Origin of the sequence: Flavobacterium tistrianum (genome assembly GCF_003254545.1) — a bacterium.
Lineage (GTDB): Bacteria > Bacteroidota > Bacteroidia > Flavobacteriales > Flavobacteriaceae > Flavobacterium > Flavobacterium tistrianum.
Genome location: NZ_QJRH01000072.1, coordinates 326,383 through 342,794, shown reverse-complemented (window position 1 = coordinate 342,794; position 16,412 = coordinate 326,383). Strand labels below are relative to the sequence as shown.

At 34.8% G+C, this 16,412-nt stretch carries 13 protein-coding genes and 1 tRNA gene; 3 read left to right on the top strand and 11 right to left on the bottom strand.

Translation table 11 applies throughout. From position 1 onward, the window contains the following. The first annotated feature begins 18 nt into the window (after positions 1 to 18). Positions 19 to 1,917, top strand: coding sequence for an amidophosphoribosyltransferase (locus tag DMB71_RS18315; protein WP_111368501.1), 1,899 nt, complete (start codon positions 19 to 21; stop codon positions 1,915 to 1,917). A gap of 851 nt (positions 1,918 to 2,768) precedes the next feature. Here DMB71_RS18315 and DMB71_RS18310 read toward each other — a convergent pair. From DMB71_RS18310 to DMB71_RS18295, 4 genes are all read right to left on the bottom strand, one after another. Next, positions 2,769 to 3,380, bottom strand: coding sequence for a superoxide dismutase (locus DMB71_RS18310; RefSeq protein WP_012023214.1), 612 nt, complete (start codon positions 3,378 to 3,380; stop codon positions 2,769 to 2,771). A 139-nt stretch (positions 3,381 to 3,519) separates the two neighbouring features. Then, entirely contained in the window at positions 3,520 to 4,149 is a 630-nt protein-coding gene (gene pth / locus DMB71_RS18305) for an aminoacyl-tRNA hydrolase (protein WP_111368499.1), read from the bottom strand. Positions 4,150 to 4,459: 310 nt separating this feature from the next. Continuing rightward, positions 4,460 to 5,071 carry a 50S ribosomal protein L25/general stress protein Ctc gene (locus tag DMB71_RS18300; protein ID WP_111368498.1) on the bottom strand — a complete coding sequence of 204 codons (612 nt, stop codon included), beginning with the start codon at positions 5,069 to 5,071 and terminating at the stop codon, positions 4,460 to 4,462. A 122-nt stretch (positions 5,072 to 5,193) separates the two neighbouring features. Continuing rightward, a complete protein-coding gene (locus tag DMB71_RS18295) occupies positions 5,194 to 6,135 on the bottom strand; it encodes a ribose-phosphate pyrophosphokinase (protein WP_111368496.1) in 942 nt (313 codons plus the stop codon). A gap of 288 nt (positions 6,136 to 6,423) precedes the next feature. Here DMB71_RS18295 and DMB71_RS18290 point away from each other — a divergent pair. Next, positions 6,424 to 6,503, top strand: a tRNA-Leu gene (locus tag DMB71_RS18290). A gap of 36 nt (positions 6,504 to 6,539) precedes the next feature. On the opposite strand, the gene DMB71_RS18285 is transcribed toward DMB71_RS18290, so the two are convergent. From DMB71_RS18285 to DMB71_RS18255, 7 genes are all read right to left on the bottom strand, one after another. Next, positions 6,540 to 7,004: an OsmC family protein gene (locus DMB71_RS18285; protein ID WP_111368495.1), complete on the bottom strand. Its 465-nt coding sequence runs from the start codon at positions 7,002 to 7,004 to the stop codon at positions 6,540 to 6,542. Positions 7,005 to 7,131: 127 nt separating this feature from the next. Continuing rightward, complete coding sequence (locus DMB71_RS18280; RefSeq protein ID WP_111368493.1) at positions 7,132 to 8,010, bottom strand: alpha/beta fold hydrolase; 879 nt, start codon at positions 8,008 to 8,010, stop codon at positions 7,132 to 7,134. Positions 8,011 to 8,179: 169 nt separating this feature from the next. Next, positions 8,180 to 9,364, bottom strand: coding sequence for an aldose epimerase family protein (locus tag DMB71_RS18275; RefSeq protein ID WP_111368491.1), 1,185 nt, complete (start codon positions 9,362 to 9,364; stop codon positions 8,180 to 8,182). A 141-nt stretch (positions 9,365 to 9,505) separates the two neighbouring features. Beyond that, a complete protein-coding gene (gene araA, locus DMB71_RS18270) occupies positions 9,506 to 11,014 on the bottom strand; it encodes an L-arabinose isomerase (protein ID WP_111368490.1) in 1,509 nt (502 codons plus the stop codon). Between the two features lie 160 nt (positions 11,015 to 11,174). After that, positions 11,175 to 11,876 carry an L-ribulose-5-phosphate 4-epimerase gene (locus tag DMB71_RS18265; protein WP_111368488.1) on the bottom strand — a complete coding sequence of 234 codons (702 nt, stop codon included), beginning with the start codon at positions 11,874 to 11,876 and terminating at the stop codon, positions 11,175 to 11,177. Beyond that, positions 11,860 to 13,551, bottom strand: a complete 1,692-nt coding sequence (locus DMB71_RS18260) for a ribulokinase (RefSeq protein ID WP_111368486.1) — start codon at positions 13,549 to 13,551, stop codon at positions 11,860 to 11,862. Before DMB71_RS18260 ends, DMB71_RS18265 begins: the two co-directional genes overlap by 17 nt. 228 nt (positions 13,552 to 13,779) lie before the next feature. Then, positions 13,780 to 15,315 (bottom strand): alpha-N-arabinofuranosidase, encoded by a 1,536-nt coding sequence (locus DMB71_RS18255; RefSeq protein WP_111368484.1) that lies wholly within the window; start codon positions 15,313 to 15,315, stop codon positions 13,780 to 13,782. A 395-nt stretch (positions 15,316 to 15,710) separates the two neighbouring features. Here DMB71_RS18255 and DMB71_RS18250 point away from each other — a divergent pair, with 395 nt between their 5' ends. Then, positions 15,711 to 16,400, top strand: coding sequence for an NUDIX hydrolase (locus tag DMB71_RS18250; protein WP_111368483.1), 690 nt, complete (start codon positions 15,711 to 15,713; stop codon positions 16,398 to 16,400). Positions 16,401 to 16,412 lie beyond the last annotated feature (12 nt).

Genomic DNA, 16,412 nt, shown 5'->3' with positions numbered 1-16,412 from the left:
CACAAATAACAAAAAACAATGAGCGACGCTTTAAAACACGAATGTGGGATAGCTTTAGTTAGACTACTTAAACCGCTTGAATATTATAAAGAAAAATACGGAACTGCGTTCTACGGAATCCAGAAGATGTATTTAATGATGGAAAAACAGCACAACCGTGGTCAAGACGGAGCTGGTTTTGCAAGCATTAAATTTGATGTTGATCCGGGACAGCGCTACATCAGTAGAGTTCGTTCTAATCACGCACAGCCAATACAGGACGTTTTTAAACAAATCAACGAACGCATTAGCGAAGAATTAAAAGCACATCCAGAACTTGGTGATGATATGAAAGAACTAAAAGCAAACATTCCTTATATTGGAGAATTGTTTTTAGGTCACGTACGTTACGGAACTTTTGGAAAAAACAGTATCGAGAGTGTTCACCCATTTTTGCGTCAGAGCAACTGGATGCACCGTAACTTGATTTTGGCAGGAAACTTTAATATGACTAATGTTAAAGAACTTTTCGAAAATCTGGTTGAGTTGGGACAACACCCAAAAGAAATGGCTGATACCGTTACTGTAATGGAAAAAATTGGTCACTTCTTAGATAAAGAAGTAATGCAATTGTACCAAGACTGTAAAGCTGAGGGCTATTCTAAAAGAGATGCTTCTCCAGTAATTGCAGAGCGTTTGGATATTGCTAAAATATTAGCTCGTTCGGCTAAAAACTTAGATGGTGGTTATGCAATGGCTGGTTTATTAGGCCATGGTGATGCTTTTGTCTTTAGAGATCCAGCAGGAATTCGTCCAGCTTATTTTTATCAAGATGACGAAGTTGTAGTTGTAGCTTCTGAAAGACCTGTTATTCAAACTGTATTTAATGTTCCGTTTGAAAGTGTTCAAGAAATCGATCCAGGAAATGCGTTGATTATCAAGAAAAACGGAAAAGTTTCTATGAATCAAATCTTAGAACCAACCGTTAAAAAAGCTTGTTCTTTTGAGAGAATTTATTTCTCAAGAGGAAGTGATGCTGAAATCTACCAAGAACGTAAAGATTTAGGAAAATTGATTTTACCTGCTGTTCTTAAAGCAATTGACAGTGATACAGACAACACTGTTTTCTCTTACATCCCGAATACAGCCGAAACATCATTTTATGGTTTGGTAGAAGCTGCTCAGGATTTCTTAAACCAGAGAAAAAACAATTATATTCTAGAAAATAGAAACACATTAACCGCTGAAACGCTTCAGGAACTTTTATCTGTAAAAATACGTACAGAGAAAGTGGCAATTAAAGATGCTAAACTTAGAACTTTTATTACTGAAGATAGCAGCCGTGACGATTTAGTGGCTCACGTTTACGATGTTACTTATGGCGTAATTAAACCAGAGGATAATTTGGTAATTATTGACGACAGTATTGTTCGTGGTACTACATTGAAAATGAGTATTATTAAAATGATGGATCGTTTGAAGCCAAAACGTATCGTAATTGTTTCATCTGCACCACAAATTCGTTATCCAGACTGTTACGGAATCGATATGGCAAAGCTAGAAGGTTTGGTTGCTTTTAGAGCCGCACTTGCTTTATTAAAAGAAAGAAACTTATACCATATTGTAGACGAAGTTTATGCAAAATGCAAAGCGCAAGAAAATTTCGCAGATAAAGATGTTGTAAACTATGTTACAGCAATATATGATCAATTTACAGATGAGGAGATTTCAGATAAAATTGCAGAAATGTTAAGTTCACCAGAAATCAATGCAGAAGTAAAAATCATCTTCCAGAAAGTAGACGATTTACATAAAGCATGTCCTAAAAATTTAGGCGACTGGTATTTCACAGGAGATTACCCAACTCCAGGTGGAAATCGAGTTGTAAATCGTGCTTTCATGAATTTTTATGAAGGAAAAGACGCTCGAGCGTATTAATAAAATACTAATAAAAGGTTAAATAGTGCATTTCATCGGTTTTTTTTGCCGTTCATCCTATTTCTTTGGTGAAATTGAAAAGCTATGATACTTTTGAGATACCATAACATTAGTAGGTTAAGTTTATGGTAGATTTGGGGCAAAAAGGGTGGAAGAAATTCCACCTTTTTTATTGGAATAAACTCAACCCATTTATAAACAACCGATTATATCTCTTCATCGGATTTACTTACCTTTCATCTAAAATTTTTTACTCACAAAAATAACTGCCATAAATTTACTAGACCATAACATTAGTAGGTTAGTATATGGTAGATTTGGGGCAAAAAAGGCGGAACTTCTTCCGCCTTTTTTATTTAAAGCCACAAAGCACTGACAAACAAATAATTAAATGTGTTTTATCGAGTATAATTGCTTTTTATCTAAAAATTTTTCTTCATAAAAATTACTGCCATACCTTTACTGAACCATAACATTAGTAGGTTAGTTTATGGTAGATTTGGGGCAAAAAAGGTGGAAGAAATTCCGCCTTTTTTATTGAAATACATGTATAAATATTTCAAAATAGGCCATATAAGCTTTTAATCGGATATAGTTGCCTTTCACCTGATATGTTTCCATCAAAAAAATATCTGTCATACCTTTACAGAACCATAACATTAGTAGGTTAAGTTTATGGTAGATTTGGGGCAAAAAAGGTGGAAGAACTTCCACCTTTTTTATTTTCTTTTTTTTTTAAGAGAATAGATGAAAGAAAATAGAACAGATTATAGCCGAAATATATAGACAAAAAAAAGACGAGTCCCTTTGGCACTCGTCTTTTCTCTTTATTCTTTACTCTATTTTTCTCCTTACTTGTCTAAAGCAAATCTTCTAGCAACTTCTGTCCAGTTAATTACACTGAAGAAAGCTTCGATATAATCTGGTCTTCTGTTTTGGTAGTTTAAGTAGTAAGCATGCTCCCAAACATCCATTCCTAAGATTGGAGTTCCACCGTGACCAGCAACTTCTGGCATTAATGGATTGTCTTGATTTGGAGTACCTACAACTTCTAATTTTCCTCCTTTTTGAACTGTTAACCAAGCCCATCCAGAACCAAATTGTGTAGCACCAGCTTTAGCAAATTTTGCTTTAAACTCTTCAAATGATCCGAAAGAAGACTCAATTGCAGCTAATAAATCTCCTGTTGGCAATCCTCCTCCGTTTGGAGACATTACAGTCCAGAATAAATTGTGGTTGTAGAAACCTCCACCATTATTACGAACTGCAGCGTTAGATTTATCTAAATTGATTAAGATATTTTCGATCGTTTTTCCTTCTAAATCTGTTCCAGCGATAGCTGCATTAAGATTTGTAGTATAAGCGTTGTGGTGCTTTGTATGATGGATTTCCATTGTACGTGCATCAATATGTGGTTCTAATGCATCGTATGCATAAGGTAATTGTGGTAATTCAAAAGCCATGGTAAAATGATTTTTATGGTTTATAATAATTTATTCCAAATTTAGACATTTAACTTTGGAATTGAAAATACTATTTCGTTATAATTGAATTAAATTCACTGATAATTTACATTTTTACAATATAAATATCTGAAAATCTTTATTTTCCGTTAAATGTCGTCATAGTGTTTTCTAAACCTGCCGTTCCAAAAGTTCTAATAATTTCCGCTGAAGTTTCTAAACGTTCTGGAAGTTTTGCTTCTTCTTCAGCATTCCATTCTCCTAAAACATAATCTACCTGTTGGCCCTTTTTAAATTGGTCACTTATACCGAATCTAAAACGGGTATAATTTTGCGTATTTAAAACCAAATTGATGTTTTTTAAACCATTATGACCTCCATCGCTTCCTTTTGGCTTGATCCTAATAGTGCCGAATGAAAGATTTAAATCGTCTGTAATAACTAAAATATTTTCTAATGGAATGTTTTCTTTATCCATCCAATATTTTACCGCTTTACCGCTTAAATTCATGTAAGTATTTGGCTTTAAAAGAAAAAAGGTTCTTCCTTTAAATTTGTATTCTGCCAACGAGCCTAACTTTACGGTTTCAAATGAAAGTCCTTCTTTTTTAGCTAAAAAATCCAGGACTTTAAATCCGATATTATGTCGCGTGTTTACGTATTCGGCTCCGATATTTCCTAATCCGACGATTAAATATTTTTTCATATTATCTTCTATGTTCTCTTCTTTTGATGGTGATGAAAACAGTTTTGTTATCCATTTTATCATGATTGCAAAAGTAAGATTAATTAGAGAATGTGGCAATTGGATAATTAGATAATTTGAAAATGTGCCAATTAGACAATTGCTTGCTAAGGCTTAACCGAACCGCAAAGTTCGCAAAGATCTACGCTAAAAACGCAAAGAAAATGTCTCGGCAGATTATGTAGATTTATTTTTCTATCATTTTGTCAAACTGAGCGAAGTCGAAGTCTTCTCAATGCAAAAAAACTTAGAACCTTAGTAACTTAGCATCTCAGAACCTCAAAAAAAAAGCCCCAATCGAAAGATTGGGGCTTTTTGTATAGTTGAAAAAAAATTATTTTTTCTTTCCTTTTGCAGGAGCTTTTGCAGCTTTTGCAGCCTCTTGAGCAGCTTTCATAGCAGCACGAGAGATTCTCACTTGACAAACAACAGTGTTGTCTGGGTGCATAATTTTGTACTCTGGTTTTCCAACTTTAGTAACATATAATTTGTTACCCATTTCAAGTGGAGTGATGTCAGCTTCAACGAAATCAGGAAGATTCGCTGGTAAAGCTTTAACTTTTAATTTACGTTGGTTAAGACGTAAAACACCTCCCGCAAGAACACCTTTAGATGTACCAACGATTTTCACAGGAACTTCCATTGTGATTTCTTTATCATCAAATAATTGGAAGAAGTCAATGTGTAAAATTTTATCAGATACTGGGTGAACTTGGATATCTTGCAAAATTGCATTGAATGATTTTCCTTTTCCAAGTTCGATCACAACAGTGTGAGCGTTTGGAGTGTAAACCAAGTTTTTGAATGCAGTAACGTCTGCTGAGAAGTGTACTGCCTGGTTTCCTCCGTATAAAACGCAAGGTACCTGTCCAGCATTACGTAAGGCTTTAGTTGACACTTTGCCCACGCTTTCTCTTTCTGATCCTTTAATTGTAATCGATTTCATTGTAAAAAAATATAGTTATTAATAAAAAATATTCTATTTTGCTGTAAGCTTTAAGCACTAGGCTTTAAGCTTTTTTTGTAATTGCGAATAGCTTACGGCTTATAACCTAAAGCTTATTGCTTTTACATTATAAATTTTCCACTGATGGAATTGTTGTGGTGAACCATTTGCATTACCTCAGCAAATAAAGGCGCGCAGCTTACCACTTTTATTTTTTTTGATTCTCTCTTTAACGGAATTGAATCTGTTACGATTAATTCTGTTAGTTTTGAGTTTTCAATTTTCTCATACGCTCCGCCTGATAAAATAGCATGCGTACAAATTGCTCTTACACTTAGCGCTCCTTTTTCGATCATTAGGTCTGCTGCTTTCGCTAAAGTCCCTCCTGTATCGATCATGTCGTCTACTAAGATTACGTTACGTCCTTTTACTTCACCAATAAGCTCCATAGTGTCGATAACGTTGGCTGCTTTTCTTTGTTTGTAACAGATTACTACATCTGATTCTAAAAACTTAGAATAAGCATATGCTCTTTTTGAACCTCCCATATCTGGAGATGCAATTGTTAGGTTTTCTAACTTTAAACTTTCTACGTATGGTAAAAAGATTGTAGATGCAAATAAATGATCTACCGGTTTTTCAAAGAATCCTTGAATCTGGTCTGCGTGCAAATCCATAGTCATGATTCTTGTTGCTCCTGCAGCTGTTAGTAGATTTGCTACTAATTTAGCTCCAATTGGAACTCTTGGTTTGTCTTTTCTATCTTGTCTTGCCCAACCAAAATAAGGCATAACAGCTGTAATATGTCTTGCTGATGCACGTTTTGCCGCATCAATCATTAACAACAATTCCATCAGATTATCTGCACTTGGAAAAGTTGAACATACGATAAATACTCGTAAACCTCTTATTGATTCTTCGTAAGACGGCTGAAATTCTCCGTCACTATACGTTGACATCGTTACTTTTCCTAACGGAATTCCGTAATCTTTTGCAATTTTTTCTGCAAGATAAACACTTTGTGAACAAGCAAAAATTTTAGCTTCTGGTTCTAGGTGCGACATTGTAATTTGTTGTTTTATCCCGTTACTTTTCTACAATTCAACTTTATTATTTAAATAAAGCAGAAAGCGTATAAATGTCTCGGATGTAGTTAGTTGTGTGTGCTTCGTTTTAACGAGCTGCAAATTTATAAAATTTATTGAACACTGAAAGCAAAAAATTAAGTATTTTTATTAGAATTTTTAAAATTATTTTTTACATTTGCACCGTGTTAAAGGAATGGCGCCATTTATGACTTCATTCTATTGCGTTAAAATAACTGATTTATCATTTATTTTTTCGTCTGCTACGCCCGGATGGCGGAATTGGTAGACGCGCTGGTCTCAAACACCTGTGGGAAACCGTGCCGGTTCGACTCCGGCTCCGGGTACGAAAAACCTCTTCTTAACAGAAGAGGTTTTTTCTTTTATATTACTTCACAACTCGCATCATGCAAAACAGGAAAACTGCAAGAATTAGCAATAAAGCACAATTGATTTGCTTTATGATGCAGTTCTAAAGCCAATTCTATTTTATCTGGATTTGAGATTTTTACTTTCGGATATAATCTTGCTTCAACAAAACGTCCGCTTCCGTCTGGATTTACTTCTAGCGTTGCTTCTGCATTGTCTGAATATTCGAGAACTTCAATTCCGTTTTGAGAACAGACGTATAAATAAGACATCATATGACAAGAAACTAAACTGCTCAACAATAAATCTTCAGGATTATATAATGATGGATCACCTTTAAAAGCTTTTGCTGCTGAAACATCTAAAATTGGTTTTCCTTCAATTTTTATTTGATGGGTTTTGCTGTAGAATCTTTTGGATGATTCTTCTGGGTTTTGTTTTGAAATCCAGTTTAATTGTGCTTTGAATAGATGTTTCATTTCGCTAAGTTAAGATTTTTCGAAACTTGGGATAAATTAATCTCGCAAAGTCGCGGAGCCGCATAGTTTATTTTCTTGGCGTCATTGCGACTTTGCGAGATTAAAAAACAATTCTATTGATTGAATTTTATTGACCCAATTTAGTCAAATCTGAATCTGGTCTTTTAAATGGTTCTGATAAAAACTTATTTGCGACTGCATTAAATACTTCCGGACTTGAAGCTGGAGCAAAATGCGTTTCGCCAGGTAAAATACAAAGCTGTGCTTTAGATAAATTTTCAAAAATTTCGACCGTATGCTCATTTCTGATTACATCCCTATCTCCAGCTATTACAAGCACTTTTGCTTTAATTTTTGATAAATCTTTAGTTGGTATATTAGGTTGATCTACTAAAAGTCCTGAAAGTTGTTTCAACAGATTCCAATTTTCGCTCGTGTCTTTTTCTTTAATTTTCGAAATAACCATTTTTCTCATACCCTGAATGTCTTTTATCGCGTACGAGTTAACAGCCGTAGAATCTGGCCTTAAATTGGCGCCCATGGTTACAATTTTCTTTATTTTTGACTTCCCTGAAATCCCCATTTGCAGCCCAACAATTCCTCCGTCACTCCAGCCAATAACACTTATCGAATCTAATTTTAAGTAATTAACCAGTCCTTCCATATCTTTTGTAATTTGCACATAGGTAAGAGAATCCGTTTTCAATTCCGATTTTCCTTGCCCTCTACTATCGACAGCAATAACTCTGTATTTACTTTTAAAATAATCAATTTGATTTCCCATTGATTCAATATTTCCTCCGTTTCCGTGAATCAATAACAAAGGTTCACCTTTTCCATATTCTTCATAATAGATTTTAGCTCCATTGAGTTCGACAAACTTTCCAACAGCGGTATTGTTACCATAAGGCGTATCAAATTTAAAATTCATCTGAATCTGGGCGTTTGCTATTACACATACAGAATAAGCTAATACAGCCATTAGCAATTTGACTGGTTTCTTCATAAGTAAGTTTTTTTAGGATAGTTATTTCTCAAATGTAAGAAAGATTCGAATAAATCAATAAAATACTTGTTGAAGGAAATGTGTTTTGATATTTACAAACAAAAAAACCTCGAAAGCATAAACTTTCAAGGTTCTTAGAAATTACTAAATTAATAAACAGATTCTAAAACTATTTCTTAACTGAAAACTTAAAAGTAGTTTTCGTTTTATAATTTTCTCCTGGATTTAAAACCGTTGTTGGGAAATTTTTCTGGTTTGGAGAATCTGGATAATGTTCTGTTTCTAGACATAATCCTGTTCTATGCGCAAAAGTTCCTCCGTTTGGCATTGGTAAAGTTCCGTCAAGGAAGTTTCCAGAATAGAATTGAATTCCAGGTTCGTCTGTTGTCATTTCCATAACTCTTCCGCTTGCTGCGTGGTATACTTTTGCAATAATTGTTTTTCCCTTTTCAGGGTTATTCAACACCCAACAGTGATCGTAACCTTTTCCTTTTTCCAATTGATCATTTTTAGCATTGATAGCTGCCCCAATTAATTTTGGAGTTCTGAAATCGAAAGGTGTACCAGCAACATCTTCTAATTTTCCTGTCGGAATCAAATCTGCATCAACTGGAACTAATTTATCTGCATTTAAAGTCAATTCGTGATCTAAGATTGTTTTAGTAAAATCTCCAGATAAATTGAAATATGAATGCTGTGTTAAGTTAACAACCGTTTTCTTGTCAGTAGTTGCTTCATATAAAACTTCCAACTGATTATCATTTGTCAATGTATAAGTCACAAAAACCTTTAAGTTTCCAGGATAACCTTCTTCCATATCTTTACTTAAGTAAGACAATTTTAATGAAGCTGTTTCACCAGATTTAACCTCATCAGCTTTCCAAACTACATTAAAAAATCCTTGTGGACCACCATGTAAAGCATTCGGCGCATTATTAATCGCCAACTGATATTCTTTTCCATCTAAAGAAAATTTACCTTTAGCAATTCGGTTTCCGTATCTTCCGATCAAAGCTCCGAAAAACGGATTCTCTTTTTCGTATTGTGCTAAAGAGTTAAAACCGATTACTACATTTTCTGAAACACCCGCTTTATTTGGTACTTTCAAATCTGTAATTCTTCCACCAAAAGTGATGATATCAACTTCCATCCCATTTTGGTTTTTCAGTTTATAGCTCTCAACTTTTTCGCCTTTAGCTGTTGTTCCGTATTCCGATTTTTCAATTGTAACTTCTGCTTTTTTATCTGAAGAAACTGTAGTGTTATCCATTTTTTTATCGCTTTTGCATTGAACTGTAACTATAGCAATACCGAGCATGCTTAGTATGAAAAGGGAACGTTTAAATACATTCATAAATGATAGTTTTTTTGGTTTGTAAATAGTTAAATGTTAGAAGTAAAATGTCAGATGTGAAATTTAATCATTTTAAAAATGTCAAAATTACCTTTTTAAGTTTTTTCACATTTTACATCTTACAAATTACATTTTACTGCCTTACAGGCCGTGTTGGAACAAATGGAAATAGGCTTCGTTTGCGTTGATTTTATCTTTGAATTCTCTTACTGTTGTTTTTTCATCAATTACCAATAATTCGATTCCTGCGATATCTGCAAAATCTTCCATATATTCTGTTGTAATTGACTGGCTGTAAACTGTATGATGCGCTCCACCAGCCAAAATCCAAGCTGTTGCTGCAACTTCAAGATTTGGTTTACAATCCCAAAGAACACGTGCAACTGGAAGTTTTGGTAATTCTGCCATTGGTTTCACTGCTTCCACTTCGTTAACGATTAAACGGAAACGAGTTCCCATATCAACCAAAGAAACATTGATTGCATCTCCAGCAGGAGAATTGAATACCAAACGAGCTGGATCTTCTTTTCCTCCAATTCCTAATGGATGCACTTCGCAAGAAGGTTTTCCGTCAGCAATAGATGGACAGATTTCCAGCATGTGAGAACCTAACACGTATGATTTTTGCGGTGTGAAATGGTACGTATAATCTTCCATGAAAGAAGTTCCGCCTTCTAAACCTACACACATTACTTTTAAAGCTCTAACCATTGCTGCCGTTTTCCAATCTCCTTCTCCACCAAAACCATAACCATCGGCCATTAATCTTTGTGTTGCGATTCCTGGTAATTGTTTCCAAACGCCAAGGTTTTCAAACGTATCCGTAAAAGCTCCAAAACCTCCTTCTTCAAGGAAAGCTCTTAAACCTAATTCAATTTTTGCCGCTTCAACCAAAGAACTTCTTTGCGCTCCACCTTCTTTTAAAGAATCGGTTAAGTTATATGAAGACTCATAAACAGCTAATAAATCAGCCAATTGTTTATCTGTTACTTTCTCAATATGTTTTGTAACGTCTGAAGAATCATAGCCGTTTACCGACATTCCGAAACGAATTTGAGCTTCAACTTTATCACCTTCTGTAACGGCAACTTCGCGCATATTGTCTCCAATACGAGCTACTTTTAGGTTTTGAAGTTCATCCCAACCTAAAACCACTCTCGACCAAATTCCTAGTTGTTTTTGAACTCTTTGGTCTTCCCAATGTCCTACAACAACTTTACGTTTTTTACGTAATCTAGACATGATAAAACCGAATTCACGATCTCCGTGAGCCGATTGGTTCAAGTTCATGAAATCCATATCGATACTTCCCCACGGAATTTCAGCATTGTATTGCGTGTGTAAATGACATAATGGTTTTTTAAGGATATTTAATCCCCCGATCCACATTTTTGCTGGAGAAAAAGTGTGCATCCAAGCAATAATTCCGATACAGTTTTTAGCAGAGTTTGCAGCCAAACATACATCTAAAATCTGCGAAGGCGATTTTACCACATCTTTATAAACCACTTTTACTGGAATTGAAGATGAAGCATCTAATCCTTTTGCAATAATCTGAGAATGTTCTGCTACTTTTCTAAGTGTTTCTTCACCGTATAATTCTTGGCTTCCTACTACAAACCATACTTCTTTTTGAGATATATCAATCATTTTTTATTTTGTTTCAAGTTTTCTTTGTTTCAAGTTTCAAGTTTGAAATGCGGAAAATCTTATTGTTATATTATTATTTTTGTTTTTGTTTGTTTCATGTTCCAAGTTTCACGTTCCAACAACTTGAAACAAAACAAACTTGAAACCTGAAACAAAATCATTACTGTCCGTAATACGAATCTTTTCCGTGTTTGCGGTTGTAATGTTTCTTTATTAATGAATCTTTTAATCTTGGTGCGTTTGGATTTATTTGTAAAGTCAGATACGCCATTTCTGCTACAACTTCCAAAACTTTACTGTTGTAAACCGCTTTTGCTGCATTTTTTCCCCAAGCGAATGGGCCGTGATTTCCAATCAGAATCATTTCCACTTCTTCGTAAGAAAGATTTTTTTCTTTGAAGCAATCTAGAATCTGAATTCCGGTATTGTGCTCATAGTTTCCTTCAATTAAAGAATCAGCCATTGGCGGTGCGCACGGAATATCAGCCGTTAAATGATCGGCATGAGTTGTTCCGAAAATCGGAATATCCAATTGAGATTGCGCCCAAGCCACAGAATATGTCGCGTGCGTATGCGCTACTCCGCCAATATTTGGCCAGTTTTTGTATAAGTAAGCATGCGTTTTGGTATCTGACGACGGACGCAGATTTCCTTCAATCACATTATTATCAAAATCAACAATTACAATATCTTCAGGTTTTAAGTCTTCGTAAGGAACACCGCTTGGTTTAATGGCAAAAACGCCTTTTTCCCTGTCTACGGCGCTTACATTTCCAAAAGTGTACACCACCAAATTCAATGCATTTAACTGCATATTGGCTTCGTAACATTCTTGTTTTAAATCTTTATATTGAGAGCTCATGTTGCGATATTTTAAGGTTTGGATCTGCAAAAGCACTTAGTTTTTCGTATCCTAAAAGCAGTTTATGATACGCTTCGACTTTGTCTGTCTGAGGGAAATATTCTCCGTCAAAATCACTTCCGATTTTCTGGCTTGCTTCGATTACATTTGGATAAATTCCAGCCGCAACCGCTGCGTAAATTGCTGCACCTAAAGCTGGAGTCTGATCTGAAGCTGCAATTTTGATTGGCTTATTTAAAACATTCGCCAAAGTCTGCATGATGAAAGGAGATTTACGAGCCACACCACCAATTCCGATTACGCTGTCTATTTTCACACCTTCTTCTTCAAAACGATCTACAATTTTCTTCGCTCCAAAACAGATTGCATTTACTAAAGCTTTGAAAATATGTGGTGCTTTTGTTCCTAAAGAAAGATTCGAAATTGCGCTTTTTAATTCTTGGTTGGCATCTGGAGTTCTTCGTCCGTTAATCCAGTCTAAAGCAATTGGAAGACTTTCTGAAACTGGAATTTTCTCCGCCTCTTTCGTCAATTCGACAATTAATTTATCGCTGAATTCTTCTCTTAATTGTTCTTTTTGAGCATCATTTAAAAGTGACGAAGAACCTAATAAATGTTCCGTCGGCCACATTAATAATTCTTTGTACCAAGCCAATAAATCTCCAAAAGCTGATTGTCCTGCTTCCAAACCAATAAATCCTGGAATCACAGATCCATCAACTTGTCCGCAAATTCCGCGAACGGTTTTTGTTCCAACCTCATCATAAGAACCAACTAGAATATCACAAGTTGAAGTTCCCATAACACGAACCAAAGTATTCTCTTCGATTTTAGCTCCAACTGCTCCAGAATGCGCGTCGAAAGTTCCAACAGCCACAACTGTTTCTGTCGAAAGTCCTAAACGATCTGCCCATTCTTTGCTTAAATTTCCGGCAACTAAATCTGAGGTATACGTTTCATAGTATAAGTTTCCGCGAAGCTGCGCTAAATAAGGATGTAATTTTTCTAAGAATTCAACTGGCGGTAATCCGTTCCAGTCTGTATGCCACATTGCTTTATGTCCTGCTGCACAACGGCTTCTTTTGAAGGTTTTTAAATCTTTATCTTCAATTAACAAATACGTCATTAAATCGCAGTGCTCCATCCAAGTGTGCGCCGCATTTCTAACTGCTTCATCTTGTCTTGTAACGTGAAGGATTTTTGCCCAAAACCATTCAGAAGAATAAATTCCACCCACATATTTTGTAACATCTTCTCCACCCCAGCTTACTGCCAGTTCGTTGATTTCGTTTGCTTCATTTATAGAAGTATGATCTTTCCATAAAACCATCATCGCATTCGGATTTTCTTCAAAACCTTTTGTTAATGCCAATGGCGTTCCATCTTTTGTAACTGGAACTGGAGAAGATCCTGTTGTATCAATACAGATTCCTTTTACTAACGAAGGATCTACTTTACTTTCTTTAACTACATTTTGAATCGTGATTTCCAATCCTTCGATATGATCCAGAGGATGCTGGCGAAACTGATTTATAGAGGCGTCACAATATTGCTTGTTTTTCCATCTTTTGTAATGAGAAACATTGGATGCCAATTCTTGTCCATTTTCAGCGTCTATCAGCACCGCACGAACAGAATCTGTTCCGTAGTCCAATCCTATTACATAATTTTTCATTCTATTTTATTTTTAAAATATTGACAAATATAGAGATAAATATTTCATAAGTGTACAAAAAACACTTAATTGAAATTGCATAATTCATTTTTGCTATAAATGCATTAAAACAGCATTTTAGCACCTTTTCAAAAAATAAATGTCAGTAATACATTTATAACATTGCGATTATTTCATCTAAAATCCAGAAAGTCGTATCTGTCCCGAAAAAATTTTAGTTATTAAATGTTATTTTCCCTCTAAAACCAATACCGAAAATGGCGGAATTGTAATTTCTAGCTTTCCTTTTTTGTTTTCAAAACCTTTAAAAGCAACTGGAATAATTTTGTTTGGATTTTCGAAAGAATTATAGTCCTGAAGTTTTTGAGAAGTAATTATACTTCCGGTAAAGTTTTTAACGCCCAAATCTTTTATGTCAATTTCGATTTTGTTCTTATTTACAGCATCAATATTCACTAACGAAATATGAACCAATCCGCTCGCATCTTTTGAAGCCGAAGCCGAAACTGCGGGGATGCTTTCTCCGTTAAAAGTATAAGAAGGCGATTTAAATTCGATCGGAATCAATTTAGCATCTTGATGCACACTGTACATTTTCATGACATGATAGGTTGGAGTTGTAATCATTTTTGCTTTATCGGTTAAGATTACAGCTTGAAGAACATTCACACACTGCGCTAGATTTGCCATTTTAACTCGGTCTGCGTGATTATTGAAAATATTTAATGTTGCACCTGCCAACACAGCATCTCTCATAGTATTTTGCTGATATAAAAATCCTGGATTTGTTCCTTTCTGAACTTCATACCAACCTCCCCATTCGTCTACAATCATAGCCACTTTTTTTTCTGGATCGTATTTATCCATAACAGCAGCATGTTTTGTCACTAATTCTTCCATTTTTAAAGCAGACTGCATCGTTAAGAAATACTCTTTTTCGGTAAAATCAACATCGGCACCTTTTTTGTCCCAATTGATTACAGCATAATGATGAACGCCAACACCACCAAGCATATTTAACGGAATATTTTTCATTAAAACTTCTGTCCAGTTGTAATCAGAACTGTTTGCTCCAGACGCAATTCTTGTGATTCCACCATTTCCCCAATCAGACATAAAAGTGGCAAACTTTTTATATTCGTTTGCGTAATAATCTGCGGTCATATTTCCTCCGCAGCCCCAAGCTTCATTTCCAATTCCCCAGTATTTTACTTTCCACGGCTCGGTTCTTCCATTTTTCTTTCGCATATCACTCATCGGACTTTTGCCTCCAAAATTGGTGTACTGTACCCAGTCTGCCAATTCCTGAACTGATCCGCTTCCAACATTTCCAGACAAATACGGTTCTGCCCCAAGCAATTCGCACATATTTAAAAAGTCATGCGTTCCAAAACTATTGTCTTCTGTAACTCCTCCCCACCATTGGTTTACAATCGTTGGGCGCTGTTCTTTCGGACCTATTCCATCCTTCCAATGGTATGTATCGGCAAAACATCCGCCTGGCCATCTTAAATTCGGAATTTTTAAATCTTTTAATGCTTTTACAATATCATTTCGAACTCCGTTGGTATTTGGAATTTTAGAAGTATCTCCAACAAAAAATCCACCATAAATACAATGTCCTAAATGCTCTGCAAAATGACCGTAAATATGCTTGCTAATAATAGGCGAATCATTATTGTTTTTTATCGAAATTGTAGTAATCTGAGAAAATGCGTACTGATAAAACAGTGCCAGCACCAAAAGGAAAAGTGGTTTTTTCATAATGTGGTTTAAATAGTAAGTAAGTTTTTTATAAGTCGATTTGAATATTTTTAAGTTTAAAAAAAGACTCAAACAGTATTTAAGTGTGTTTTAAACATTTGTAAATGTAGTTAAAAAAATGACTAATAGTCAATTTAACCATAATAAAAAACATATTTCTCAACAATTCCTTTAAAATAATTAGAAAGCAATATTTAAAAACCTATTAAAATAAAAAACTTTGCATAAATTTGGGCACTTCTAAGCCGAACAAAATTTTTATCCGCAATCCCCATAAATTGTAAACCAAAAAACACTTATTTCGTAACAAATTACAGTTAAGTGTAAATGTTACATTAATAAATTATGATACGATTTAAGAAGTTTATATATTTACCCATCCAAATTAATTATATATGCTAAATAGTTATAGCTCTGCTGATAAAGTTTTACTGGCGGTAGACTGCATCATTTTCGGATTTGACAATGATGGTCTGAAAATCCTTTTGATTCAAAGAGATTTTGAACCTGAAAAGGGAAAATGGTCCTTGATCGGAGGATTTCTAAAACATGATGAAGTTTTAGATGCTGCCGCAACTCGAATCTTAAATACATATACAGGTCTGAACGATATTTATATGGAGCAGTTGCATGCTTACAGCGAAATTGATCGTGACCCGGTAGAAAGAACCATTTCGGTTTCTTATTTTGCTTTAATTAATATCGAAAACCATAATGCAGAACTAATTAAAAATTATCACGCAGAATGGTTTCCTATTAATGATGCGCCAAACTTAATTTTTGACCACAATGAAATGGTTGAAAATGCCATTAAGAGGCTTCGCTACAAAACTTCGATCAAACCAATTGGTTTCGAATTGCTTCCTGAGAAATTCACAATGCGTCAGCTTTTAGAATTGTATGAAGCTATTTTGAGCAAAGAATTGGACAAAAGAAATTTCATCAGCAAAATTAATTCGCTTGAAATTTTAAATAAATTAGACGAAAAAGACATGCAATCTTCTAGAAAAGGTTCTTATTTATATACCTTTAATAAAGAGAAATACGAAGAGAAACTGCAAAACAATTTTGCACTCAATCTATAAGAATATATTTAT

Bases quoted from the DNA above. Each gene is read 5' to 3' on its own strand.
- DMB71_RS18315 (WP_111368501.1), top strand. From the start codon at position 19: ATGAGCGACGCTTTAAAACACGAATGTGGGATAGCTTTAGTTAGACTA.
- DMB71_RS18310 (WP_012023214.1), bottom strand. From the start codon at position 3,380: ATGGCTTTTGAATTACCACAATTACCTTATGCATACGATGCATTAGAA.
- pth (WP_111368499.1), bottom strand. From the start codon at position 4,149: ATGATAAAATGGATAACAAAACTGTTTTCATCACCATCAAAAGAAGAG.
- DMB71_RS18300 (WP_111368498.1), bottom strand. From the start codon at position 5,071: ATGAAATCGATTACAATTAAAGGATCAGAAAGAGAAAGCGTGGGCAAA.
- DMB71_RS18295 (WP_111368496.1), bottom strand. From the start codon at position 6,135: ATGTCGCACCTAGAACCAGAAGCTAAAATTTTTGCTTGTTCACAAAGT.
- DMB71_RS18285 (WP_111368495.1), bottom strand. From the start codon at position 7,004: ATGAAACATCTATTCAAAGCACAATTAAACTGGATTTCAAAACAAAAC.
- DMB71_RS18280 (WP_111368493.1), bottom strand. From the start codon at position 8,010: ATGAAGAAACCAGTCAAATTGCTAATGGCTGTATTAGCTTATTCTGTA.
- DMB71_RS18275 (WP_111368491.1), bottom strand. From the start codon at position 9,364: ATGAATGTATTTAAACGTTCCCTTTTCATACTAAGCATGCTCGGTATT.
- araA (WP_111368490.1), bottom strand. From the start codon at position 11,014: ATGATTGATATATCTCAAAAAGAAGTATGGTTTGTAGTAGGAAGCCAA.
- DMB71_RS18265 (WP_111368488.1), bottom strand. From the start codon at position 11,876: ATGAGCTCTCAATATAAAGATTTAAAACAAGAATGTTACGAAGCCAAT.
- DMB71_RS18260 (WP_111368486.1), bottom strand. From the start codon at position 13,551: ATGAAAAATTATGTAATAGGATTGGACTACGGAACAGATTCTGTTCGT.
- DMB71_RS18255 (WP_111368484.1), bottom strand. From the start codon at position 15,315: ATGAAAAAACCACTTTTCCTTTTGGTGCTGGCACTGTTTTATCAGTAC.
- DMB71_RS18250 (WP_111368483.1), top strand. From the start codon at position 15,711: ATGCTAAATAGTTATAGCTCTGCTGATAAAGTTTTACTGGCGGTAGAC.